We start from the raw sequence: 24,589 nt of genomic DNA, 5'->3' as shown, positions 1-24,589 counted from the left end.
ATGATACCTCCTTGATTTTTATTAATAATCATAATATCATATTGACAAATAGAAATAAAGATTGGAGGATTTTTATGATTAGAGAAGCAACAATACAAGACTTAGCAAGTCTTAATCATTTATTATTTCAAGTTAATAATGTACACGCTGATGGACGACCTGATTTATTCCAACATGGAAGTAAAAAATATACAGATGAACAACTTATCCAAGTCATACAAGATGATACAAGACCAATCTTTGTTTATGAAGATCATCTTCATCAAATACTTGGATACGTCTTTTGTATAAAACAACATCATTATGAAAATAAAAAAACACTTTATATTGATGATTTATGTGTAGATGAAAAATGTCGTGGTCAGCATATTGGAAAACAGCTTTATGAATATGTTTTAAACTATGCGAAAACGCAACATTATTATCATGTGACGTTAAATGTCTGGTGTTTAAATGAATCAGCAATGAAATTCTATGAAAAATGTGGTATGACGCCTTTAAAAATCATGATGGAACAAATATTGTAATTGTAAACATTGACATTACATCAAATGCCCTATATAATCAAAACAGAAAAGAAAGAGGGAGTAGATATGCAAATTTCAAGTCGTTTTACTATTGCTGTACATATTTTTTCTTGTATCGATACTTTTGAAAAAGATACCAAAATAACAAGTGATTTTTTAGCTGAAAGTGTCAATGTAAATCCAGTGATTATTAGAAAAATATTATCTCAGTTACGAAATGCTGGTCTTGTTCATGTGCAACGTGGTAGTGGAGGTGCCTCAATAGCTAAAGATCCAAAAGATATTACATTTTTAGATATTTATCATGCTGTTGACTGTATTGAAAATGGTGAATTATTTCATTTTCATGAAAATCCTAATCCACAATGTCCAGTAGGTAGAAATATTCATCATATATTGGATAACAAATTAATACAAGTTCAAAAAGCTTTAGAAAATGAATTGAAAAGCATCACACTCGCAGATATTATCAAAGATACTCAATATTATATTCAAAATGAAAAAAAGGAAAATGTATCAGAATATAATGAATAAACATCATTATATTCTTTTCTTTTCCTCAAATGTTTTTTGAATTTGTTTTTGTAGCTTCAATAAACGCTGTTTATTGACTTTACATACTTGACGATCATATGTATATAAACCATTGATTTCATCTTCTATATCTGATAATTGTGTATAAATACATCCACATAAGCCATGATCAATAGATGGTAACACCATTTCTTCATACATTTTTATCATCTGATTCGTTAATTCTTCTTCACTATGGGTTGTTCCATAACCATAATGACGAGAAGAATAGACATGCTGATCGACAATTCTTGTATAACCACCACATTCACTTAATAATATAGGTCGATTTTGTTTATTTTTTAATACCTTGTTTCTAAAATAAACATGTTCACTTTGAACATCACTTAATTTTTGATGAAACCAGCCAGAAGTGGCATCATAAAAACGAGATGAATCATAGTCTTGACATAATTGATACATGTCATCAGCTTGAATTTGACCCCATCCTTCATTAAAAATAGTATATCCAATAATACAAGGATGATTATATAAATGCTTCAATGTGTCCAACATATGTTTTTGAAATATATATTTTTGAAGTTGTTTCCCTCTTACACGATCCAAGCGATATTTGAATCCTAAGTTTGGTAAAACTGTATCTCTGATATAATGATATTGCCCATTATTAACATGATCTTGTATGACTAACATTCCAAGTTGATCACAGGCAAAGTAAAAAGCTTCAGGTTCAACTTTAATATGTTTTCTTAGACAATTAAATCCTAATTCTTTCATTCTTAAAATATCTTTTTCATACTCATTCATTTGATGAGGCAAATATAGTCCATCATGGAAATAGCCCTGATCTAAAACCCCATGTATAAATATAGGCTTTCCATTTAATAGAATATCCTGATTTTTAACCTCTACTGTTCTTAAAGCAAAATAACTTTCTACATGATCATTATCCGTATCTATAAATATTTTATATAGGTATGGATTTTCCGGAGTCCATAAATGACGATATGAAGATGGTATGTCTATATCAATATCTTTATCATGAAATGTTTCTTTTAAAAATAATTCATCTGCGACAATACTGACTTGATAGTGATCAGCAGTTGTTTCAATATGTAGATGTATCTGATCTAAAGATGGGGTTATTTTTAAATCTTTTATGTAATGTGATTGTACAGCTTCAAGCCAGACAGATTGCCAAATACCTGATACTGGTGTATACCACATACCACCTGATTTTTCCTTTTGTTTGCCATAAGGATAAAGATCAGATAGCTGATCAGTGACTTGAACTTCTAAAAGGTTTTCTCCATCTTGAATAAACGATGTAATGTCAAACCAGAATGGCAAATATCCACCTTGATGTTCTCCTACACATTGATAGTTTATAAAGACTTTTGCGATTTGATCCACAGCACCAAAATGCAAATGAATACTTTTTTCTTTTCCAAGCATATGATCATCTAATATAAATGTCTTTTGATAATGAAGATGTTCACCTATTTCCCCTTGATAACAAGACAAAGGAGCTTGTGGTGGATAAGGAACTTGGATAGTCTGATGGTTTAATAACCATTCTCCATCTAATGATTGAAAGCTTTCTCGATATAATTGTGGACGAGGATAGTCATATTTATTTTTCATATGAAACAACTCCTTTATATTTCTATTATATAATAGATATGTTTTGTCTGAAATCATTTTATACGATATTATTCACAAAGGATAATTATCATGACGTGAAAGCTTACTATGAGTGATGTCGTCTATATGAAAAAAGCATCCAAATGCGATGCTTTTACATTATTGTTTCATTAATTCACTTTGTTTATGTTTTAAAGCTATAAAAGCTTCATCTAAATCATTCATATCATAAACAGTCTTTTCCATAGGACACATACCATCATGTGTTCTATTGATAATATAAGGAACAACTTTTTCACAATCATAACTGATATGATAATATTCCAATATTTCTTTGGCTTTTTCACTTAAGACATAGGCATAAATGTATTTCACTTTTGATAAAATCAGTAACATTGCAGTTGCTTTTCCAATGACTTTATCAACTACGATTGCATCTTCAAAATAATATATATCTTCCTTCATAGGATTTATAATAGGTCCTATGCCATGAAGCTTTGATGTATAGAGTTCTCCCTGTCTATCAGCAATTAATGATAATCCTTCTTCATTAAGCTTTTTTTGCAGTTGCTGCAACTTCATCAAAATATCCTCCCTTAACAATCGCCATGACAATAGTTGGTACAAAAATCAATTGAATAATAATACCTGGAATACCCGTTGTTGTTGCTGCAATGACAGCTGGAATACCACCAAGAGGAATGCCAAAAATGTATGTTGCTATAGAAATCATAATACCATAAACAACTCTACCAGCAATCATGGAAAGAACTAAGGCAGACAAAGAACCAAATTTCTGTTTAGAGAAATGGAACTGATGAAACAACAGACCACTGACTGTCCCATAAGTTGCCAGTTCACTCATCATAAAAAGAACACGATCAGCAGAAGGCATTCCTGTCACAACAAAGCTCGTCAATGGAGCAAAGATTCCTAAAAATAAGCCATAGATAGGTCCAAGTAACATTCCACCAATAAAAACAGGTAAATGCATTGGAAGAAAAACAGAACCAGCCTGTTGCATACCAATGATATGAAAGACTTGTGGTAATAATAAAGATATAGCTAAACACATAGCACCAAATGTTAATTTCTTTGTTTTCACGATAAAACCTCCTTGTTATTCTATTCTATCATAACCCTAAAGTGAAGTTTAGAGTCAATCATTATTTTTTAAAATTTATATCTGTTTTCTTCTTTCATATACATGACTTTTATGCTATACTCCATGATTGAGGTGAGGTTATGAAAAGACTTTATGAATATCTTGATATGATTTCTCAAGAAGATATACATGATTATGTTGAAAAAATGAAATACAGCAATGATATGTACACAACTCTATCCAAAGGAATAGAGGATTTTAAGCAATTAACACCTATCTATAATGATAATGTTATTTTTTCATTATATAAAGACATGTTATTTCTTCAGCCAGATCAAGATCAACCATTTTTAACACGAAAAGAAGACCACGTTTTTTATAGCCCATTATACTTTGTTGAAAAAATAGACATGACACAACAATTCCCATTAAATTCTATGAATCACCAACAAGCATTAGGTGCTTATGTTGTGGTGGATAAGGATTATCCTTTTATACATATGATTTTACTGATTATTGATAATTTACTCAATGATGTTAAAAGTACAATTCAAAATCAAATCAATGAAATGATTCGTCATCTCCAAGAACAATTTCCTCAAGCAACAATATCTACAGTGAGCGTCATTGCCAGTGACCATGCTCCTCAAGAAGATCAAATTCAACAGATGGAATCACAAATCATTGAAAAACAAATGGATATGAATCAATCTTTTGAACAAAAGACAAAAGAATATTATCAAAGTATTTTATATAATTAAAAAACATGTACTAGTGACATGTTTTTTTATAATAATTCCCCATTTGTAGCAATGACTTTTTTATACCATTCAAACGATTTTTTCTTTAACCTTTTGAACGTTCCCTTTCCCCTGTTATCTCTATCTACATATATAAATCCATATCTTTTTTCCATTTCACCAGTCCCATTGGAAATCAAATCTATACATCCCCATGTTGTGTATCCCATTAAATCAACACCATCTTTGTCAACAGCATCTTTCATCGCTTTAATGTGTTCTCTTAAATAATGAATGCGATAATCATCTTGAATTGTTCCATCTTCTTCTACAATATCTTTAGCTCCCAAACCATTTTCAACAATAAATAATGGTTTTTGATAACGATCATAAAGTTCATTCATAGTAATTCTTAAACCTAAAGGATCAATTTGCCATCCCCATTCACTCGATTTCAAATATGGATTTATAACAGATGCAAATATATTACTTTCAGTTTGACAGCTACTATCAGGAGTCGAACTAGAAACTCTTGATGAATAATATGAAAAACTTATAAAATCAACAGTATTTTCCATCAATAAATTCTTATCATCATTCATAAATGGAATGGTAGCTTGATTCTTTTCTATCCATTTTAAAGCATATGGAGGATAATAGCCTCTTGATTGAACATCAATAAACATATAGCTTTCTCGATTATCGCATATAGCTTTCCAATAATCTTCAGGTTTACATGTTGCTGGATAATAAGACCCTGCTGCTAACATGCATCCAATTTGATTTTGTGGATTAATCTCATGAGCCAGTTTTGTGACGAGTGCACTAGCAACTAATTCATGATGCGCACAGGTAATCATAGCCTGTATTTTATTTTCATCATCCTTAAATCTTAGTCCTGCTGCAACAAACGGAAAATGAAGTATCATATTGATTTCATTAAAAGTTAGCCAATATTTTACAAAATGTTTATATCTTATCAATAGAACCTTTGCTAATTTAACATAACAATCAATCATTCTTCTATCTCTCCATCCTCCATATTTGTTGATCAAATACATAGGACAATCAAAATGATTTATTGTCACTAATGGTTCAATATGATATTTATGACACTCTTTAAATACATCTTCATAAAATTTTAATCCTTCTTCATTAGGTGATTCTTCATCACCATGTGGAAAAATGCGTGTCCATGCAATGGATATTCTAAAAACTTTAAATCCCATTTCTGCCATTAATGCAATATCTTCTTTATAATGATGATAAAAATCAACAGCTTGATGACTTGGAAAATAGTGATTGTCAATATGATTAATCCATTTTTCTCCTGTTCCAATAGCATAACGATCTTGACCATACGGCATCAAATCGACATTAGCTAAACCACGTCCACCTTCGAAAATACCACCTTCAACTTGATTGGCAGCTGTTGCACCACCCCATAAAAATCCTTCTTTAAATCCCATAACTTTTCCTCCTTTATGCATTGTTTAAATAATATGATAATTTTTTAAATCTTGGTATATAAATAAAATGACTTAAAACTTTTGTACGAAAAAATTGTATCAATACTCCATTGCATATTGCCATAATGATTGTTCCTAACCCTATACCTACAAAATCATTAAATAATATCAAAGACATGAATAGTGAAATCATTAAAAATGTACAATCAAAACATGTTTTGAATAACTTCAATGATATTTTATATTTCTTAGATAATACTTTACAAAAGAAATCATAAATTTGTGGATAAAAATATGTTTCATAAAACATAGCTACTGCTAAAGCAGATATCATCATACCCAAAAAGAAACAAATCATACGTATTACCAAAGAAGATATAGTTACCTGAAATATTGGTAATATGAATTTTAAAATATCAGCCGTAGTTGCATATAAAAAACCTGTTATAAACGAACTTAAATAAGCTAATCGAAACTTTCGTAGTACGATACAAAAAATAACAAATAGAAATCCCGCAACTAAATATTCTGCTTGTCCATATGTTAAATGATTATATTTTTGACTAATAATATATGCTGGACAAACAATCATTGACATGCCACAATTAGCTATTGACATTAAGTTAACACCAAACCCCAATAACAAAATAGCGAAAACATAGAGTAATTCACTTGAAATTTTATACATATAACATCCTCCTGTAATCATCATATAAAAAAAATAAGCACAATCAAAAAAAGTTTCCAAAAAGGAAACTCATATTTGTAAACCAAGAAGAATAATATCAATAATATATCTCATCATATATACATGATAAGAAAAATGCAAACAGTGTATAAAAATTTGATTTTCACAGAAATTGATATCATTCTGACATGTAATCAACCATTTATTAACTTTTGTTTTTCTTAGTCTTTGAATAATTCTTTTATCATAGTGAAAAGTATCTCCATTTATGCTTATAACAATAAGTAAATCTTGATTTGTAAAAGAATATTCTTTTTTTAAATCTACGTCACAAATAATTGTATTGATATGATATATATTCAATTCCCTTTGAATATTATAAATAAGTGATCGTGCATCCCCTTGAGCATATAAGTAAATTTTACGGGAAGTTTTTATATTTTTAATAAGTTCTTCTATTTGAGTATAATCTAAATATTTTTGAGTGTACTGTATATTTTTAAGAAAATTATCAGAAAAAATGCTTATGTTTTCCTTTAAAGATAATTTTTTATCAATGAAAAGCTGCCTTCTTTCTAAGGAATCTAAATATGAATAACATTCATATATAAATTCCTCATAATTTTGATAATCTAGATTTCGAATACACTTTGAAACTTGTCCTTTTGATATATAACATGCTTTTGCTATATCTTCAATAGTCATTCCAGGAATCTTTGCAATATTTTCCTTAATAAAAACACAAAAAACATATAATGAATTTTTACTTGTATGTCCATTAATAATATCATTAACCTTATCTATAATCATCATTATCACCATTCACTTATATAACGAAAAATAAAATGCTATAACTGTCATTACAATTATAACATTTATAAATGAAGATTACATATTTTTCATATATTCTAATATTCCTTTTAAAGAAATCACTTGTCCTACTGGCTTAATTCCTGCAATTTCTTCACTGGTTTGACTAAAATCAACAATTAAATGTTCACCAGAAATATATGAAGCCATTACACTATTTAAAAAGACGATAGGCATAGCCATTTCTTCACTGGTAGCCAGACGTTTTGCATAACCACAATGAGATAATAAAGCTTCTTCACCACCAGCCATTTGTGTAAATTCATCTTTCATACCTGTATCTGTTGACCCAGGTAATACAGCATTTACTCTTATACCTTGAGATGCAAATGTAGATTGTAAATAGACTGTTAAATAATTCATAGCTAATTTACTAAATGGGTATGCCATTGTTCCAGGCATTTGACTCATACCTGTTTTTTCTATAGCCGCAACTTTTCCATCCCATCCAGATGCTTGAATAACTGGTAAATAAATATCTTTATTATCTTCTCTTTCCCATCCATTACCACCTGTAGATGTCATAAATGCAATAGCGTCACCTTTTTGCATTCTATGAATTAAATATTCTTCACAAATATATTGATTAGATAATAAATCAATTTTACAAGTTGTTATAAAATCATTTTTTGCTCCCGAAACTCCTGCTATACCAAAGAAAGCATGAATATGGTCAGGAATCTTTTGAAATGCCTGATCTATAGACTCTTTTTGACTTAAATCAACATGTATATATTTTTCAATTCCATCTACCTCTACTTTCTGCCAATCTAATGCATAAACTTTTGCTCCTAAGTCCACTAACATTTCTGTTGTTGCTTTTCCCATCCCAGAAGCTGCACCTGTCACAACTGCGATTTGTCCTTGATATCCAAAATAATCTTTCATTTTTCTATCCTCCTATATGCACTATAAATCTTTCTTTATATTTTATCAATAAGTATAAGTCAAAAAGGACATTCTTCGCATTTTTGTTGTTATTTGATATAATGAAATGGGTGATTGTCATGAACAAAGCAAATTATCCTAAACAACAGATTACTGAGGCACTTATTGATTTATTACAAAAGACATCTATTGAGGATATCACAATTACATCTTTAGTCACAAAAGCTCATGTTTCAAGAAATGCTTTTTATAATAATTACCAATCTGTTGAAGATGTTTTAAAAGAAGCCTATCGACAAGCTCATCAAAAAGCATTTCAAAATAAATATATTGATATTTCCTATTTTACAAGTGATGAGGCTATCTTAGATTTTATACAATTCTTTGATAAAAATACTGCCCTTTTACTGGCATTACAAAAGTGGAATTTACTTCCCTATATCGCAAAATATAATACTCATTGTATCTTAAATAGTTTAGAACAATCAAATAATCCTTTCATTCATCAATATAAAGAATACTTTATGATTTATCATACAATCCCTTATTTTCAAATCTGTTATTATTGGATATTATCAGATAAAAAAGAAACACCTCAAGAATTATTTCAAATGATTAAACAATTACAAAAACAGTCATAAACTATTATGATAGAAAAAGAGATTTCAAACATGAGCATCATGAATGAAATCTCTTTTCTTATTATTTTTCTTCAATACCTTCTTTTTGAGCTATTGATTTTTCATAGACTTTAAAGAATGGATAATACACAACCATACTTATAACAATCAATACACACATGAAAATAACATTTCTTATATCTAATGCTGATAAGAATCCTTGTGCAAAGAATGGTGTAAATGAAGGATCAACAATATATCCCATGCTTACAAGACCAATGCTTTGAACAAGATATCCTAAACCAATAGAAATACATGGCATGAAAACAAATGGTATCGCTAAAATAGGATTTAATACAATTGGAGCACCAAAAATAACGGGTTCATTGATTCCGCAAATACCTGGGACTAGGCTTAAACGACCAATTGTTTTTAAATGTTTTACATGAGAGAAACACATTAACAAGACAAGACCTAAAGTGTTTCCTCCACCACCAAGAACTGCATATCTATACATCTGTAAGTTCATGATATGTTCTGCACTTTGTCCAGCATTAATCAATTCTGCATTTAATCCTGAGTTTGTAATTCCTAATGTGAACACAATTGGGAAAATGATAGATGATCCATTGATTCCAAATAACCATAAAATATTTGAAAAGGCAAAGATTCCCATATAAGCCCAAACATTATCAACACCTGAAATAGCTGGTGTTAAAATACTCATAACAAACTGTGGTAATGATTGACCACTAACACCCATTAAAACAAGATTTAAACCATAGATAATAATAATGTTAGCTGCTAATGGTAATAATGAATTCACAAAGTTTGTGACTGCTGTTGGTACACTTTCTGGAAATGTAAAGACAATTTTATTTCCAACAATACGACAAATTTCAACTGAAATTAAACCAATAATTAATGCGACAAATAAACCATCTGCTCCTAGATAAGTCATTGATAATTGTCCATCAGTAACAGGAGCAGAAATCATAAGGAATACACACATAGAAATAATGCCATTAATTGCTGGTTTCATTTGATAGCTTTCAGCCAAACAATAAGCAACTCCAAATGCTGTGACTAAACCAATTAATCCCATTGTCATGGTATAAGGTATTGTAATTGTATTGTAATTAGCAACAGCCCATTGCTTCCAGGCAATCATAGCTTTTAGGAAAATATTTCCTGTATTCATATCCACGATATCTAAATTAATTGGTGGATTGGCGATAATTAAAAATATTGATCCTACAACAATCAATGCAAGTGACATCATCATCCCATTAGAAATAGCCTGTAAATGTCTTTGATTTCCTAACTTATTTCCAAGCGGTGATAATAATTGTTCTAATCGACTAATCATTTTTTACTCTCCCTTTTAAAATTGCCATCCATTAAATGTAAATGCTGTATCTACTACATTTTCTGGATCATATTCTTCTAAAATCTTTGCATATCTTTCTTTATAGTCATTATCAACTTCTTTTTGTGGATAAACACGACTTGCTTCATTTAAGAAATGGAATGAATCTCTTCCCATTGCCTGTCCACGTTGTGTATGTTTATCTAATGCATAATCAGGAATTTCTGGTAATTTCCCCATTGCAAAAGATTTGATACAGATATTTTTCAATAAATCACTTGAACGATCTTTTTCAGATTGGCACATATATCTAATGGCATGAATGAAATAGATAGGTCTATCTCCATCAGCATAATCAAATTCTCTACTCATCTGATATAAATTATTCACAACAACAGATGCCATTGGATTTCCCATACCAATATCTTCTACTGAAATTGTTAATAATCTTCTCCATAATTTTTCTTCTAATTGAGGTGATGAAATATAGAGTTCATAAGCAAACATACACGCCTGTTCTTCTAAACCTCTACGAATAGATTTCTGTAAAGCAGAAATTACTTCATCTCCAGCATAACCATTTCTTGTTGTCATTTTTGACCATGGGTCATACATTTTTTTAGCCATGAATTCTTGCTCCTTTCTTTTGAATATGACATAATAGTTTTGGAGGTGTTTTTATGAATATTGAGCATTTATCAGAAAAATTTGAATTAAATAATCTAGAGAAACAAATTGTGAGTTATATCCAAGAACATCTTATTGAACTCAAGTCAATTGGTATACGTCAAATGGCAAAAGATAACTATACCAGTACTTCTACTATTTATAAACTTTGTAAGAAGTTTGGTTTTGATGGTTATAGTGATATGATTTATCATCTGACATCTACCAAGGATAATCATACTATCAACTATCATGAACAATATCGTTCTTTTTATCAACAATTCCAATCTTTACTCCAAGATCATTCTAAACGCATTATTGTTTTTGGTTTAGGCTTTTCTGCTCCTATTGCTGAATATATGCAACAACGCTTAACCCTTTTAGGTTATTCTACAATGTGTGTTGTCCATATGGAAATGTTTAGTCAGCACTTTTTTGATAATACCATTTTTATTGTTGTATCTTTTTCAGGAAAAACACCACGCTTAAACGAAATGATTGAAACGGCTTATCATAATCATGTTCCTATTATTAGCTTTATTGGTAATCCTCAATCCCCTATTATTCAGCTTTCTACATTACCAATCGTTATTGAACAATATGACTCATTTTCACATGATTTAAATCGTCCTAATACTTTCTTTGGTGAAGCAATTATTGCTTTTGAAACATTATTATTTTAAAGCCGACAATATTATACAAATAACACCAATAAAATTATATTAATTTATCCAAGAAAAAAACATGTTATAGAATTTATAACATGTTTTTAAATAATCTTGATAATATTTTGAATACATAAAACAATCGTAATGAACAATACCATAATACCAGCTAAGTTACTTAAAAGATGGTTGCGATATTGTCCAAGTTGGGGATGATTCATACAATACATCAAGAAAATAGCCATAATGGGTAAAATAATAGCATTGGCAACTTGGGCAATCAATATTAATTCAGTTGGTGTTGACTGATTAACAAGAATGAAAAACATTCCACATACAATAACTATAAACCAGATACTACGGAATTGTATAGACTTCATATCTTGATCAATTCCTAAAATACCACATGTGGTATACGCTGTTGCTAGTGGGGCAGTAATCGTTGAAGTCAACCCAGCTGCAAATAATCCAATACTAACTAAATAGCTTGCAAAATTTCCTAAGACTGGCTGCAATGCTAATGATAAATCGTTGGCACTTTCTATCTCAATACCTGCACAATTGGTTGCCGAAACAATCACAATACACATAGATACAATCCCACCTAATCCTATAGACAAAACAGTATCTAATCTGGCATCTTTGAGATCTTCTTTATGCTGCCAACGTTGGGCAGCACTTGAAGAATGTAAAAACAAATTATAAGGAACAACTGTTGTTCCAACAAGGCCAACAACACTTAACCAGTCTACATCATAAAAACTTGGTATAAAACCAGCAATGATTTGACTCCAATCTGGTTTTGATAAAAAAGTCGTTAAAATAAAAGTAAAAGCCATCACAAAAACCAAAGCTGTTAAAAACTTTTCAATATACTGATAACTTCCAGAAAACAATAAAATCATAGCAATAATTCCCATAACAATGGCAATGGATGAAATAGGGACATGAGGAAGCAATGTTGCTATACCCATAGCACCTCCTGTCATATTACCTGTTTCATAAGCAATATTCCCTACAAAGATAGCCATCACAACAATGACTGATACTATGGCTTTGATTGTGCGAGAAGAAATTTTCTCACGAATGTTTTCACCAAGTCCCATTTTTGTAACAATGCCTAATCTGGCTGCCATTTCCTGAAAAATAATTGTTGCAATTGTCGCAAATAATAACACCCACAATAAAGTATATCCATAACTTGCCCCTGTCGAAAAACAAACTGTGATCGTTCCTGGCCCAATAAAAGCAGCCACAACAATGGCTCCTGGTCCAATATTTTTTAATCTATGTAACCAGTTTTTCTTTTCCATTAGATTAAAATCCCCTGACAATGATCTATTTCATGTTGAATAATCTGGGCTGTTTGTTTATCAAAGGTTTTGATTTTTGGACGAAAGTCCTGATCTAAATATTTCACTTTTATTTTTTCATAACGTTTTGTTTCTTTCAAACCATCATGACATAGACATCCTTCCTGACAGGTATAGAGTGGTTTATGTGTCTGTATCATCTGCGGATTGATCAACACAAGATATTGTTTTCCATCATAGACAACGATAATATTTTTTAATTCACCTATCATATTAGCTGCTATGCCAACACAAGTTTCATGAGCCTGAATGGTATCTAATAAATCCTGAACAACAGGTAAATCTTCCTTTGTGGCATCTATTGATTTTTGTTGTAAAAAAAATTGATCTTTTACGATATCTTTGATCATATGATCGCCTCTTTTCTATTATCTTTATTTTATAAAAAAAATCTTCTCATCACAAGAAGATTTAAATAACTTTAAACTTTGTCCATTTTTTTGAACGAAAGCGAATATAAAAGATAATCCCTCTCATTGACCAGTCAAGACACATGGCTAAGGCAATACCAATGACTCCTAGGTTCAATCCTATCGCAAAGATCAATGAGAAAATTAATCTTCCTAAAACTGTTGAAGCAATGGAAACAACCATTGTATATTTGACATCACCAGCAGCACGGAGTCCATTTGATAATGGTCCTGAAAATGGAAAGGCAACAGTATTAAAAACATTATGAATGAAGACAAGGATAATAACCAATTGTCGTGTTTCTTCTGAAACCTGATAAAATTGCATAAAAATAGGTGTAATGATAAAGACAAGAACATTCCAGATAATAGATAACACAAGTGTTAATTTCATCAGTTTATAAAAATAATAATCTGCTTCTTCCACCTGATTGGCTCCCATACACTGTCCAATCACAGTTATAAAGACTGGTCCCATCGCTGAGCCAATCAGTGCCGCTAATGACCAAATACTTTGAGCAATTCCATTTGCTGCAATCTGATAAGTTCCAAATAAAGCGACAACACTGCTTAATGCAACTTTAACAAGCTGGAAAATACCGTTTTCAATTCCATTAGGAATCGCAATATTTAAAATTCTTTTTAACATAGGTCCATCCCATTTCAAAATCCATTCTTTACTGTAATGAGCAAAACGGCTTTTTGAAAAACAGAGAACTGTAATCGCAACTGCTGAAAAAGTTCTGGCAATTAAAGAAGGATATGCAACACCAGCAACGCCTGCATCCAAAACAAAAACGCCAATTAGATTTCCAATGACATTAATAAAATTGGAAATCAAAGAAATATACATCGTTGTACTGGTTTTTCCAATACTGCGATAAAGTGCAGCTCCAGCATTATAAATAGCCAGGGCTGGATAAGAATAGGCTGATATTCTTAAATAAGTTACACAAGCCTCCATAACAGAATTTTCAACTTTTCCAAATAAAAGCGTTAATAATGGACGATTAAATATCAATGTTATAATAGCTATAATAATAGAAAACACAGTAGAAAACATAAGCAACTGGCTGGATGACTTCACTGTATTTTTTTGATCTTCACAGCCAATATACTGACTGATGATAACAGCACCACCTGAGGCTAATGCTGTAAACAGATAAATAAAAATTGTATTAAACATATTGACCAAAGAAACACCAGATACAGCCGCCTCTCCCACAAAGCTGACAACAAAAGTATCTGCTATCCCTACTAGCATAACTAATAATTGTTCGAAAAAAAGTGGAACAATCATTTCTTTTAATGCACGATTTGAAAACATATCCCCACCATCCTTTGACTTTTCTATTATATAAAAGTCTTTTTTTAATGTCTAATACTTATAATCTATTCATTATAATGCTTAACAAGCATAAAAAAAGCATAGATTTCTCTATGCTCGTTATGATCTATTCAATAGAAGCTCTTTTCTTTTCAATAGACATAAAAACAATCAAAGCTCCAATAACAGATACAACAACACCAATCATTAATAAATCATGAACACCAATAGTATCCAATAAGATTCCACCTGCAAGGTTAGCAATAATACCACTGGCTGTAATTCCAACTGTAACCATAGATTGCCCTTTAACAAGATCTGGTTTAGAAATAACCTCATTAACATAATAAACACTAGCAGGGATAAAGATAGCATAAGCACCAATTTGTAAAACTTGTGCAACATAAACCATAAAGACGTTAGTTGCTAAAAAAGTTAATAAGTGTTTCAATCCAAAAATAATCACAGATATTTTTAATAATGTTGAACAATCTATTTTCTTACGCATAACATTAAACATAGCCATAGCTGGTAATTCAACAATTGCAGCAATAAATACAGCGATTCCCATTTGACTTTCAGTTCCATCAATAGGAGTAATGACTTGAATAAAGAAATTATTAATAATTGTATGTGTAAAGAAAACTAAAATAACACCCACAACAAAAATCATAAATTTTTTATATATTGAACAAAATTGAAAGAATGATAATTGTTCCTGTTTAACTTCTTCATGCTGATTCTCTTCACGATGTACAACATGTCCTTGATTCTTTGGTACAACATATGTATAGACAACGACAATTAATAAGATATTTCCAATAATATAGAATAATGGAATCATGCTTGTTCCAAAATCTTCTACAAGATAACCCAGCACAGCAGATGCAAGGGCATAGGCAGCACTTCCTAATCCTCTAGCTAATCCATAATTCACTTCAATACCATATTTTTCAAAAAGAAATGCTAATGAATTTAATAATGGTTGAATTGTCATCATACATGTGACAACTCCAACAAACACACATAATAATATTATTGTTGGTAATTTAAAGAAATACAGACCTAATGACAATATGACGGCTAAAGCTAATATCACAATAATTAATGGTTGTAATCTAATCACTTTTTTATCAGCTGCTGAGGCTGCCATAGGTTGCGTAAATACTGCAATAATACTAACCAATGCCAAAGTCGTTCCAATTAAAGAATTCGACACACCTCGATCTAATAGATATACAGATGCATATCCCATAAGAGCACTGTATGATGCAAAGTAAAGAATTTGTGTTAAAGAATACTTAACATCTAAAATTCCATTTTTTTTCACATAATTTCCTCCCTTAATTTATAATTATTCGATAAGTATATTATATGATAGATTGAATTCAAATCACAAGCTAAATAACATATCTTGAAAAAAATTTTAAATAAGTGATTTTTTCATATAATAGTGTTTACCTGTTGCAGGATGTTCTTGCATACTGAAGATTTCCTGATAACCTCATTTCATATAAAAATCTGATGCCTGAAATTCATATGTATCTAGAAAACTATATTGACAGCCTCTCTCTTTCGCAACTGCTTCTGCTTTTCATAATACTTCTGTTCCCTTATTTTGTCTTCTTAATAAGGGTGAAATCCATAACCACCTTATAAAAAGCTAATCTCCATGGGTATATCCAATCAATCCTCCTACAATTTGATCATGTTCAACTAAGTAAACAGCTAAATCTTTTGAGTGAGCATGTTGAATTTTTGACGATTATATTCTCTTAATCCACTTTTAATAATATCTTTTGTAACTATCTCCATTGTATTTCTCAAAAAAAAAGAAATCAGTAATGCTTAGCAATACTGATTTCTTTGCTTATTCTCCAAAGTATCTTTTTAATAATCCAGCAAATGCTTTTCCATGTCTAGCTTCATCTCTAGCCATTTCATGAACTGTATCATGGATTGCATCTAAGTTAGCTTCTTTAGCACGTTTAGCTAAATCAACTTTACCAGCAGTTGCTCCATTTTCAGCTTCTACACGCATTTGAAGATTTTTCTTAGTAGAATCAGTCACAACTTCTCCTAATAATTCAGCAAATTTAGCTGCATGTTCTGCTTCTTCCCAAGCTGCTTTTTCATAATATAAACCAACTTCAGGATATCCTTCACGATGAGCTACACGAGCCATTGCTAAATACATACCAACTTCTGAACATTCACCTTCAAAGTTAGCACGTAAATCTTTAATAATATCTTCGCTAACACCTTGTGCTACACCAACAACATGTTCAGCAGCCCATGTCATTTCACCACTTTGTTCAACGAATTTATCAGCACCAACACCACAAACAGGGCATTTTTCTGGAGCTGCATCTCCTTCATAAACATAACCACAAACTGTACATACAAATTTTGCCATACTTTTTTTCCTCCTATTCAATATGGATTTATTTATCCATATTTATGATAATCAATTTTCCATTTTTCGTCAACTTTATTGCTTGAAATTTTTTAACTTTAAATCGCTAAAAGACCTAATTGTTGTAATTGTTCTAATCCTTCAAAAACAGCTCCTTCTTCATTTGTTAAAGTCAACAAATAATGAGCAGCATTCTTAGCTGATGAAGATGCATTTTGAGGTGCAAAAGAATATTGAAACATTTGTAACATATGTCGATCATTCTCTCCATCACCAAAAACAGCAACTTCATCATAAGCATATCCCTTTTTTGCAATAACTTTTTCTAATAACTTACCTTTATTACTCATTGAACTCGTAATTTCAATATTATCTTCAAAAGATGATGAGATATCTAATCCATCTATATTTAGTTGTTGTCTAACCCCTTGAATAGAGTAAGCATCCAAATGTCTAGCATCTATTTTTAAAACTTTAATATTCTTTTGAATGATCTCATGAGCATCCTTAGCATAATGAAAATCTCTTAAATATCCTTCTCTTGTTGTAAAAGTCTTTTTTGGTAATGAATCCTTATAATCCTTTGAAGCTAACAATAATTTATAGTGATAATCCCAAAAATCATCTGCATCTACAAAAGAATATTTCCCTTGATTTGTATGTATCGCTAATAAATAACCATATGATGATAAAATTGTAGATATCTTTTGAAATGCTTGATTATCCATTGGATAAATTTCATTGAATGTCTGTTGTTTATTACAATATTGTGTTCCATTGTTTAAGATCAAGTCACAATCTAACTGATAACGCTCTAAAAAATCAATGACCATATTAATATCTCTACCAGTTGCTATAATAAACTCTATCCCATTTTCAATACATTTTTTTAATATCTGACAAGTTCGTTCCTCAATAGCGTCATCTTTTTTTATTAATGTTCCATCTAAATCGCATACAATGCATTTTATCATGTCTGAATCCTCCTAGTTTTATTATTATATCAACTTCATTGATGAAGAGAAATCTTTTTCTGGCATAGAAAAACTATTGAGAGCCTCAATAGTTTCTTTTATAGTTATGTTGTTTTATGCTTCTTTTTGTTCAATTGTAGAAATTAACCAATTCTCTCCATCTGGAACTAAAGTAAATCTTAATTGTGTATCAATAGCTTCAGCTTCATCTATCTTCTTTGTCATTGCTCCAAAGATTTCTGGTGCTAAATCAGCAAAAACTTTTTCCATCATCGCTTGTTGATCACCTGCTAGCTCACTTAATTCGTCTAAATGTTCCTGCTGATAATTATTAATAATAGTTGTTGTATCTGAATCAATATCTATATTATTGTAATCTTTCATTTTAATATCAGCAATAACCAAATAATTATCCCCATCTGCTTCTACACTATTAATTTCATATGAAGTCACATAATTGGCAAAAACATGATCAACAAACTTATTCGCTTCGTCTACAAATGTTTGACCATATGTTTCAACATCCATGTACGCTTCTAAACTTTCCATGATTGAAAGTAAATCATCAACGTCACTGTTATCATCAGTACATATTGTTGAAATCTTTTCAATATCTCCTGCTTTTAAATAATCAAAAAAGTTCTTCACTACAGTTTCCTGTTTTTCAGTTGACGTTCCTCCACAAGCAACAACGCCCATAATCATAAATAAACAAACCGCAAATTTTAATATTTTTTTTCATAACCTTCACCTTTATGTAATAAATATATGTTCTTATATATTCAGTATATCATAAATATAATTAATTTCTTTATTTTTTAACATAATTTAACATAATTAACCATAAAATCAAATATTTATATTATATATAACTTCTCATTATATTTTTATGAGGTGATTTTTTGTTAATAACACAAAGAAACTGGACATCTGCCATCTGGATTCAATTTTTTATTGAAATTATTATTTTTATAGCTATTTATTATTATTTTATATATTTAAAGTATCAAAAACAAAAAGTCCTTTTTTATAGGACTTTACTCTATGTATATATCATTGGTATCTTATTTGTCACATTATTACCTTTAGATTTTCAATATGCCCAATTTGATCATTTTCATCATTTTACTGTTCATAATTTCACTTTTCCTTTTCGTGATGTTATTTATCATTATGGTGGTGCCATTACAAATGTTATTCTCAATACATTTATGTTTATACCTTTTGGATTCCTTGTCCCTTTGTCTTTTCAATATTCATTTATAAAAACAACGCTCATAGGATTGATGACAATCATAGGTATTGAATCATTACAGATGATATTTTCTTTATTTTGTATTGGATTTAGAACTTTTGATATTACTGACATTATCACAAATTTTATTGGTTTATGTTTAGGATATCTGATTTATTATATCGATAAAAAAAGACAATGCTTTGTGAAATGAACATTGTCTTTTCTTATCTATTGAAATGTTTGAATATGCTGATATAATGCTCCAATTAAATTGGCATCATTACGATAATGACAAGGAACAATTTCTGGCTTATAAACATCAAATCCTAAATGATCAAAAATATTATCAAAATGTTTATTAATTAACTCAATTAATAATGGTTGTGCACTGATACCTCCACCAATCGCAACTTTTTCACAATCAAAAATAATATGCACATTAAAGATTTGAGTAGCCACTTCTTTACAAAATTGACTAATACCTTCAATGACTTTCTCATTACCTTGATTAGCCATATCAAAGATTTCTATACCCGTATATTCCTGATTAGTTCCTAATGATTCCTGGACTCTTTCCAATAGTCCTTTAATACCATTACGTGTAGACCATGCATAGTCCCAACTAATACCATCTAAACAATTTGTTTTCACAAAAGAAAACTCTCCAGCACTAAAATGTCTTCCAGTATGCACTTTGTGATCTTTAATCAGACATCCTCCAATCCCTGTTCCTAAAATAACAACAGCGCCATCTTGTATATCCTGCAAATTCCCATATCCAATTTCTGCATTGGCTGCACATTTTGCATCATTACCAATCGTTATATTGATTGGACATCTTTCTTTTAAAATATCTACGATATTCATCTTATCAATATATCGTAATGCTCCACCTGTAAAAGCGTAACCTATTTCAGGATTGATAATACCTGGCATAGAAATAGCCATACCTTCAATACGATCTTTGTATTGATCATAAATGGTACCTATTGTTTCTACAAAATGATCCATTGTATCCATTGGTGTTGGGACACTAGATTTTTCTAAAATTGTTGAATCTTTCTGAATTAAAGCATATTTAATTGAACTTCCACCAACATCTAAAGCTAAATATGTTTTCATTTTCTTCTCTCCTTACCTATTGTTCTCTTATTCTTATTATAAAATGATTGATGTTAATAGGCAAATCAATTATTGTCTTTGGCGACTATGTATATAAACTGCTCCTATAAAAAAGATAATAGTAAAGATAATCAAATAAAAATAGTGACATATTGGAGTTAAAGTTATATTCTCAAATTGATAAGTAATACCTAAGATATTTTGAAATTCGACTACAGCTGTTTGAGGTAACTGTTGAAAACTTTGATTCATCGTTGAATTCATCATAGTTTGCCTTAATAATACTGCTCCATGTGACGTTGGAAAAATCTTAATAACCCATTGAATAATCTCTGGCAAAGTTCCAATAGGAATATAAATACCTGTTAAAAAACCAATCAACGTTCCCATAATTGATGTTGCTGTTGAAAAAGCATGATTACTTTTAAAAAAAGATGATATAAAAAACATCATGCTACTATTCATAAGAACTGTCAATAAAAGAATAACAATTATTTGCATATAAACTGAAAATGAAAACCAGTTCCCTTTATTAATAAGAATATATATTTGAGCAAAGAAAAGTGTAATAAGTGAAAGGAAAAAGCTAATGATCAAAGATGCCATAAAATAACCACCAGCTAATGCTGTTTTCTTGATAGGTGTACAATAAAAGTCTTTTTGTCTTTTTTGATATTGATCATCCACCATGACACTCAATGTCGCAACACTTGTTGAAACAGAAGTTGTTGCTAGCAATCCTGCCATAACCCATTGATCCATCAACTGATGGATATTTCCTATTTGTTCAAAACTAGAACTATATGTTTCTCCTAAAAAAAGAATATAAAGACCAATAATGATAAATGATGATAATAATGAAAAGAAAACCGCTGTTTTATCTCTCAAATAGATTTTTAAAACCCTTGATGCAAATATAATCATATATGAAGCTCCTTCCCAGTTATTTGAATAAAGACATCATCCATACTTCCTCTTGTAACTTCAAAATCTTCAATATATTTTTGACAATGATTTAAAATGGGTAATGCTTCAAATGTATTTTGAATAAAAGCTGTGATTTCCGTTCCATTTTGAATATATTGAATATTTTTCTCTTTTAACCATTCTTGAATAAAATGATGATTAGAAATCATTGTTAATTTATCTCTTGTATATTGCTTGCGTAATTGAAAAGGAGTCCCTCTTGCAACAATTTCTCCTTCATCCATGATGATGACATAATCGGCTGACATAGCTTCTTCCATATAATGTGTTGTTAAAAAGATTGTCAGCTGATATTTTTTCTGTAAATTATAGATTGTATTCCATACCTCTTGGCGTGTTTGAGGATCTAAACCTGTTGTTGGTTCATCTAAAAATAAAATCTGTGGCTGATGTATAAAAGCTCTGGCTATATCACATTTTCTCTTCTGACCACCCGATAATGTTCCATATAAACGATGAGCATATTTTTCAATATGCATTGTGTTCATGATATCGTTTATGGCTTTTTGTAATTCTTTTCCTTTCAGTCCATAAAGTGCAGCTCGTACTTTCATATTTTCTTCTATCGTCAATAAATCATCTAATAAGCCATCTTGAAATACAATTCCAATGGACTTTCTAATTTCTTCATCTTCATGTTGTAGTTGATGGCCCTGAATCCATACTTCTCCTGCATCTGGTTTTAAAAAGGTACAAAGCATATCAATGGTTGTACTTTTTCCTGCTCCATTACAACCTAAAAATGCAAACAACTGTCCTTGATGAACCTGAAAATCTATGCCTTTGACAGCATTTATACTACCAAAAGATTTCTTCAAATTTTTAACTTCTATTATTTCCATGATGAATGTCCTCCAGCTTCCTATTGATTTTATCAGCAATTGATTTTTCATGAAAATACATACAAATTCCTGTTACGATACCTACTAACAAAGCAATCATACCTACTTCAATAATATAAAGTATTTGCCATGGAAACCAATGAAAGAGACCTCCTCCAATCCCATAAACTCCTATGAAAATGTCGATAAGAATAACAAAGTTTTCAAACCAAAAGGAATCTATAGGAATCAATGAAGTCAATGTAATTAAAATAGAAATAGCACTTGTGACAATCAGAAATGATAAATAAGTCCAGTGACTTGCTTCCATGACCCTATCAGGAAAGAAAGATAATATTGAAATAATAAAAGATAAAACTGTATAAGAAATACAATTAATCAAAACCATCTGAATAAATTTATTTTTCATACAACTCCTCCTATAAGCCAAACTTTTTCTTAAATGCTGATAAGTAATGACGATTAATAATCAGATGTTCACCGTTCATAAGCTTTGCTTCCATTCTTCCACTCAATAATGGTCGAACTGACTTGAGATAGTGAATATTTAAAATCGTTGATTTATTAATTCTGATAAATGAACTCTCTTCTAACAGCTTTTCCCATTCGTATAGTTTCTTATGAGACAAATATACATCATGATCTAAATAAAGAAATGTCTTTTCATCAACATATTCAATATAATAAATATCTTTAATCAAGATGCGATGTATACGATCATTTTGATATCCCACAACCGTCTGTATGCGCTGATTGACATAATCAATCAAGTCCTTTGTTTCTTTGTCCATTTTCTTATAATAAACATATACCTCAGTTTCTTCACTTTTTCCTTTTTCAATATAAACTTTCAATATGATCACTTCTTTCTATACTTATTATTAATAATTCTTTCATGATTTTCAATTTTTTAAAGATAAGTTGCTTTTTTTGATGGCTAAAATACACAAAAAACATCATAATGACTTCTCATCACGATGTTCTTCTCCCCAAATACATAACTGATCTAAAACTTTCATAAGAGATTGACCACGCTTTGTTAGTGAATATTCAACCTTTGGTGGTATTTGTGGGTAAACCTCTCTATGTATAAGCTGATTTTTTTCTAACTCCTTTAAATTCTGACTTAATGTTTTATCAGATATTTTTTTAATATATCTTTGTAGTTCATTAAATCTAACTGTTTTATATTCCATCAAACAATATAAAATAATCATTTTATACTTTCCTGATATAAATGATAACGTATAACTAAATCCAGTATCTTCAAAATTTGCATTTTCAATATAATTTTTAATCATAGCTTTCTCCTAAGATAGTACCTTACATAAATGTGGGTACTTGTTTTTATTTCTACCTGCATTATAATAAAATTATAGTCATTCTACAATCAAAAGGAAGAATAAATAATGTTAAAAGATTTAGGAGTCAAGCCATATGTATTTCCAATGCCTGTATTAATGATTGCAACTTATGATGAAAATGATAAAGTCGATGTTATGAATATGGCATGGGGTGGTATTTGTTCTCATGATATGGTTGCTTTAAATATTAGTGAAAGACATAAAACAGCTAAGAATATTAAAGCACGTCAGGCTTTTACTTTAAGTATTGCTGATGTGGAACATTTAAAAGAAGCCGATTTCTTTGGTATAGCTTCAGGAAATAATATGGATGATAAGTTTGAAAGAAGTGGATTAACAGCTATTTACAGTCAAAAAGTCGCTGCTCCAGTTATTGAAGAATTTCCATTAACTTTAGAATGTGAAGTTGTTGAATGTCAAAATACGGTTTATGGTTTTAGAGTCTTAGTTAAAATTGTCAATGTTCTAGCAGATGAAAAAGTTCTTGATGAAAACGGAAAAGTTGATCCTACCAAATTAAATGCTTTTGTATTTGATCAATTCCAAAGTAGATATTATGCTATTGGAGAGAAAGTTGGTCAAGCTTGGGAAAGTGGACAGGAATTGATGAAATAGCTACTTTAAATGAGTAGCTCAATGGAGTCAACTTAGTAAGTTGGCTCTTTTTTATTTTTTTGGAAATAAAAGAGTGTCTTTTTTACTTGTAGTTAAGTATAATTATCTATTTATTATCTTATTTCCTTTACTTTTGT

29 protein-coding genes are annotated in these 24,589 nt (G+C 30.2%); 7 read left to right on the top strand and 22 right to left on the bottom strand.

The features are described from left to right. Nucleotides 1–74 precede the first annotated feature (74 nt). On the top strand, nucleotides 75–527 hold the full coding sequence (locus B5G32_RS04000; protein WP_087935916.1) for a GNAT family N-acetyltransferase: 453 nt from the start codon (nucleotides 75–77) through the stop codon (nucleotides 525–527). A 66-nt stretch (nucleotides 528–593) separates the two neighbouring features. After that, nucleotides 594–1,061 carry an Rrf2 family transcriptional regulator gene (locus tag B5G32_RS03995; RefSeq protein WP_087304399.1) on the top strand — a complete coding sequence of 156 codons (468 nt, stop codon included), beginning with the start codon at nucleotides 594–596 and terminating at the stop codon, nucleotides 1,059–1,061. Nucleotides 1,062–1,067: 6 nt separating this feature from the next. Here the strand turns inward: B5G32_RS03995 and B5G32_RS03990 are convergent, their stop codons facing one another. The 3 genes from B5G32_RS03990 to B5G32_RS03980 all read right to left on the bottom strand — a co-directional run bounded on the left by B5G32_RS03990 (nucleotide 1,068) and on the right by B5G32_RS03980 (nucleotide 3,810). Further along, the gene (locus B5G32_RS03990; protein WP_087935915.1) at nucleotides 1,068–2,705 is read right to left on the bottom strand and encodes a glycoside hydrolase family 2 protein; all 1,638 of its coding nucleotides are present in this window, start codon (nucleotides 2,703–2,705) and stop codon (nucleotides 1,068–1,070) included. A gap of 159 nt (nucleotides 2,706–2,864) precedes the next feature. Continuing rightward, nucleotides 2,865–3,287, bottom strand: a complete 423-nt coding sequence (locus B5G32_RS03985) for a DUF1893 domain-containing protein (protein ID WP_087243615.1) — start codon at nucleotides 3,285–3,287, stop codon at nucleotides 2,865–2,867. Further along, on the bottom strand, nucleotides 3,256–3,810 hold the full coding sequence (locus tag B5G32_RS03980) for an ECF transporter S component (protein ID WP_087935914.1): 555 nt from the start codon (nucleotides 3,808–3,810) through the stop codon (nucleotides 3,256–3,258). Before B5G32_RS03980 ends, B5G32_RS03985 begins: the two co-directional genes overlap by 32 nt. 140 nt (nucleotides 3,811–3,950) lie before the next feature. Here B5G32_RS03980 and B5G32_RS03975 point away from each other — a divergent pair, with 140 nt between their 5' ends. Further along, complete coding sequence (locus B5G32_RS03975; protein ID WP_087243613.1) at nucleotides 3,951–4,571, top strand: hypothetical protein; 621 nt, start codon at nucleotides 3,951–3,953, stop codon at nucleotides 4,569–4,571. Between the two features lie 26 nt (nucleotides 4,572–4,597). Here the strand turns inward: B5G32_RS03975 and B5G32_RS03970 are convergent, their stop codons facing one another. From B5G32_RS03970 to B5G32_RS03955, 4 genes are all read right to left on the bottom strand, one after another. Next, nucleotides 4,598–6,019: a 6-phospho-beta-glucosidase gene (locus B5G32_RS03970; RefSeq protein WP_087243612.1), complete on the bottom strand. Its 1,422-nt coding sequence runs from the start codon at nucleotides 6,017–6,019 to the stop codon at nucleotides 4,598–4,600. A 13-nt stretch (nucleotides 6,020–6,032) separates the two neighbouring features. After that, on the bottom strand, nucleotides 6,033–6,707 hold the full coding sequence (locus B5G32_RS03965) for a DUF6198 family protein (protein ID WP_087935913.1): 675 nt from the start codon (nucleotides 6,705–6,707) through the stop codon (nucleotides 6,033–6,035). Nucleotides 6,708–6,776: 69 nt separating this feature from the next. Then, nucleotides 6,777–7,517: a MurR/RpiR family transcriptional regulator gene (locus tag B5G32_RS03960; protein WP_087935912.1), complete on the bottom strand. Its 741-nt coding sequence runs from the start codon at nucleotides 7,515–7,517 to the stop codon at nucleotides 6,777–6,779. Nucleotides 7,518–7,595: 78 nt separating this feature from the next. After that, nucleotides 7,596–8,465, bottom strand: a complete 870-nt coding sequence (locus B5G32_RS03955) for an SDR family oxidoreductase (protein WP_087935911.1) — start codon at nucleotides 8,463–8,465, stop codon at nucleotides 7,596–7,598. A 119-nt stretch (nucleotides 8,466–8,584) separates the two neighbouring features. Here B5G32_RS03955 and B5G32_RS03950 point away from each other — a divergent pair, with 119 nt between their 5' ends. After that, nucleotides 8,585–9,106: a TetR/AcrR family transcriptional regulator gene (locus tag B5G32_RS03950; protein ID WP_087935910.1), complete on the top strand. Its 522-nt coding sequence runs from the start codon at nucleotides 8,585–8,587 to the stop codon at nucleotides 9,104–9,106. A gap of 61 nt (nucleotides 9,107–9,167) precedes the next feature. On the opposite strand, the gene B5G32_RS03945 is transcribed toward B5G32_RS03950, so the two are convergent. Continuing rightward, nucleotides 9,168–10,454 carry a PTS sugar transporter subunit IIC gene (locus tag B5G32_RS03945; RefSeq protein ID WP_087935909.1) on the bottom strand — a complete coding sequence of 429 codons (1,287 nt, stop codon included), beginning with the start codon at nucleotides 10,452–10,454 and terminating at the stop codon, nucleotides 9,168–9,170. A gap of 15 nt (nucleotides 10,455–10,469) precedes the next feature. Continuing rightward, nucleotides 10,470–11,081, bottom strand: coding sequence for an AAA family ATPase (locus B5G32_RS03940; protein WP_087935908.1), 612 nt, complete (start codon nucleotides 11,079–11,081; stop codon nucleotides 10,470–10,472). Nucleotides 11,082–11,134: 53 nt separating this feature from the next. Between B5G32_RS03940 and B5G32_RS03935 the strand changes: the two genes are divergently transcribed. Beyond that, entirely contained in the window at nucleotides 11,135–11,803 is a 669-nt protein-coding gene (locus B5G32_RS03935) for a MurR/RpiR family transcriptional regulator (RefSeq protein ID WP_087935907.1), read from the top strand. Nucleotides 11,804–11,889: 86 nt separating this feature from the next. On the opposite strand, the gene B5G32_RS03930 is transcribed toward B5G32_RS03935, so the two are convergent. The 7 genes from B5G32_RS03930 to B5G32_RS03895 form a co-directional block, all read right to left on the bottom strand. Then, the gene (locus B5G32_RS03930; RefSeq protein ID WP_087935906.1) at nucleotides 11,890–13,098 is read right to left on the bottom strand and encodes an Nramp family divalent metal transporter; all 1,209 of its coding nucleotides are present in this window, start codon (nucleotides 13,096–13,098) and stop codon (nucleotides 11,890–11,892) included. Then, complete coding sequence (locus B5G32_RS03925) at nucleotides 13,098–13,508, bottom strand: peptide deformylase (RefSeq protein ID WP_087298352.1); 411 nt, start codon at nucleotides 13,506–13,508, stop codon at nucleotides 13,098–13,100. Before B5G32_RS03925 ends, B5G32_RS03930 begins: the two co-directional genes overlap by 1 nt. A gap of 61 nt (nucleotides 13,509–13,569) precedes the next feature. Next, nucleotides 13,570–14,895 (bottom strand): MATE family efflux transporter, encoded by a 1,326-nt coding sequence (locus B5G32_RS03920; protein ID WP_087935905.1) that lies wholly within the window; start codon nucleotides 14,893–14,895, stop codon nucleotides 13,570–13,572. Between the two features lie 127 nt (nucleotides 14,896–15,022). Then, a complete protein-coding gene (locus B5G32_RS03915; protein WP_239386185.1) occupies nucleotides 15,023–16,225 on the bottom strand; it encodes an MFS transporter in 1,203 nt (400 codons plus the stop codon). 540 nt (nucleotides 16,226–16,765) lie between these two features. Then, complete coding sequence (locus tag B5G32_RS03905) at nucleotides 16,766–17,311, bottom strand: rubredoxin-like domain-containing protein (protein WP_087245789.1); 546 nt, start codon at nucleotides 17,309–17,311, stop codon at nucleotides 16,766–16,768. A 98-nt stretch (nucleotides 17,312–17,409) separates the two neighbouring features. After that, nucleotides 17,410–18,285 carry a Cof-type HAD-IIB family hydrolase gene (locus B5G32_RS03900; RefSeq protein ID WP_087935904.1) on the bottom strand — a complete coding sequence of 292 codons (876 nt, stop codon included), beginning with the start codon at nucleotides 18,283–18,285 and terminating at the stop codon, nucleotides 17,410–17,412. Nucleotides 18,286–18,399: 114 nt separating this feature from the next. Then, nucleotides 18,400–18,990 (bottom strand): hypothetical protein, encoded by a 591-nt coding sequence (locus tag B5G32_RS03895; RefSeq protein ID WP_087935903.1) that lies wholly within the window; start codon nucleotides 18,988–18,990, stop codon nucleotides 18,400–18,402. A 197-nt stretch (nucleotides 18,991–19,187) separates the two neighbouring features. Between B5G32_RS03895 and B5G32_RS03890 the strand changes: the two genes are divergently transcribed. After that, nucleotides 19,188–19,733 (top strand): VanZ family protein, encoded by a 546-nt coding sequence (locus B5G32_RS03890; RefSeq protein ID WP_087935902.1) that lies wholly within the window; start codon nucleotides 19,188–19,190, stop codon nucleotides 19,731–19,733. A 17-nt stretch (nucleotides 19,734–19,750) separates the two neighbouring features. Here the strand turns inward: B5G32_RS03890 and B5G32_RS03885 are convergent, their stop codons facing one another. The 6 genes from B5G32_RS03885 to B5G32_RS03860 form a co-directional block, all read right to left on the bottom strand. After that, nucleotides 19,751–20,644: an ROK family protein gene (locus tag B5G32_RS03885; protein WP_087935901.1), complete on the bottom strand. Its 894-nt coding sequence runs from the start codon at nucleotides 20,642–20,644 to the stop codon at nucleotides 19,751–19,753. Between the two features lie 69 nt (nucleotides 20,645–20,713). Beyond that, the gene (locus B5G32_RS03880; protein ID WP_087935900.1) at nucleotides 20,714–21,568 is read right to left on the bottom strand and encodes an ABC transporter permease; all 855 of its coding nucleotides are present in this window, start codon (nucleotides 21,566–21,568) and stop codon (nucleotides 20,714–20,716) included. After that, nucleotides 21,565–22,473, bottom strand: a complete 909-nt coding sequence (locus B5G32_RS03875) for an ABC transporter ATP-binding protein (protein WP_204209621.1) — start codon at nucleotides 22,471–22,473, stop codon at nucleotides 21,565–21,567. The genes B5G32_RS03880 and B5G32_RS03875 overlap by 4 nt, the downstream gene beginning before the upstream one ends. Then, nucleotides 22,454–22,882 (bottom strand): DUF3021 family protein, encoded by a 429-nt coding sequence (locus B5G32_RS03870; RefSeq protein ID WP_087935899.1) that lies wholly within the window; start codon nucleotides 22,880–22,882, stop codon nucleotides 22,454–22,456. Before B5G32_RS03870 ends, B5G32_RS03875 begins: the two co-directional genes overlap by 20 nt. 10 nt (nucleotides 22,883–22,892) lie before the next feature. Further along, the gene (locus B5G32_RS03865; RefSeq protein WP_087935898.1) at nucleotides 22,893–23,327 is read right to left on the bottom strand and encodes a LytTR family DNA-binding domain-containing protein; all 435 of its coding nucleotides are present in this window, start codon (nucleotides 23,325–23,327) and stop codon (nucleotides 22,893–22,895) included. Between the two features lie 102 nt (nucleotides 23,328–23,429). After that, a complete protein-coding gene (locus tag B5G32_RS03860; protein WP_087935897.1) occupies nucleotides 23,430–23,774 on the bottom strand; it encodes a winged helix-turn-helix transcriptional regulator in 345 nt (114 codons plus the stop codon). Between the two features lie 108 nt (nucleotides 23,775–23,882). Here B5G32_RS03860 and B5G32_RS03855 point away from each other — a divergent pair, with 108 nt between their 5' ends. Continuing rightward, nucleotides 23,883–24,452, top strand: a complete 570-nt coding sequence (locus tag B5G32_RS03855) for a flavin reductase family protein (RefSeq protein WP_087935896.1) — start codon at nucleotides 23,883–23,885, stop codon at nucleotides 24,450–24,452. The last annotated feature ends 137 nt before the right edge of the window (nucleotides 24,453–24,589 follow it).

It is taken from the genome of Massilimicrobiota sp. An80, from assembly GCF_002159255.1.
Lineage (GTDB): Bacteria > Bacillota_I > Bacilli_A > Erysipelotrichales > Coprobacillaceae > Allocoprobacillus > Allocoprobacillus merdigallinarum.
Note: the sequence above shows the minus strand (reverse complement) of the source record. Positions and strands in the feature narration are given on the sequence as shown.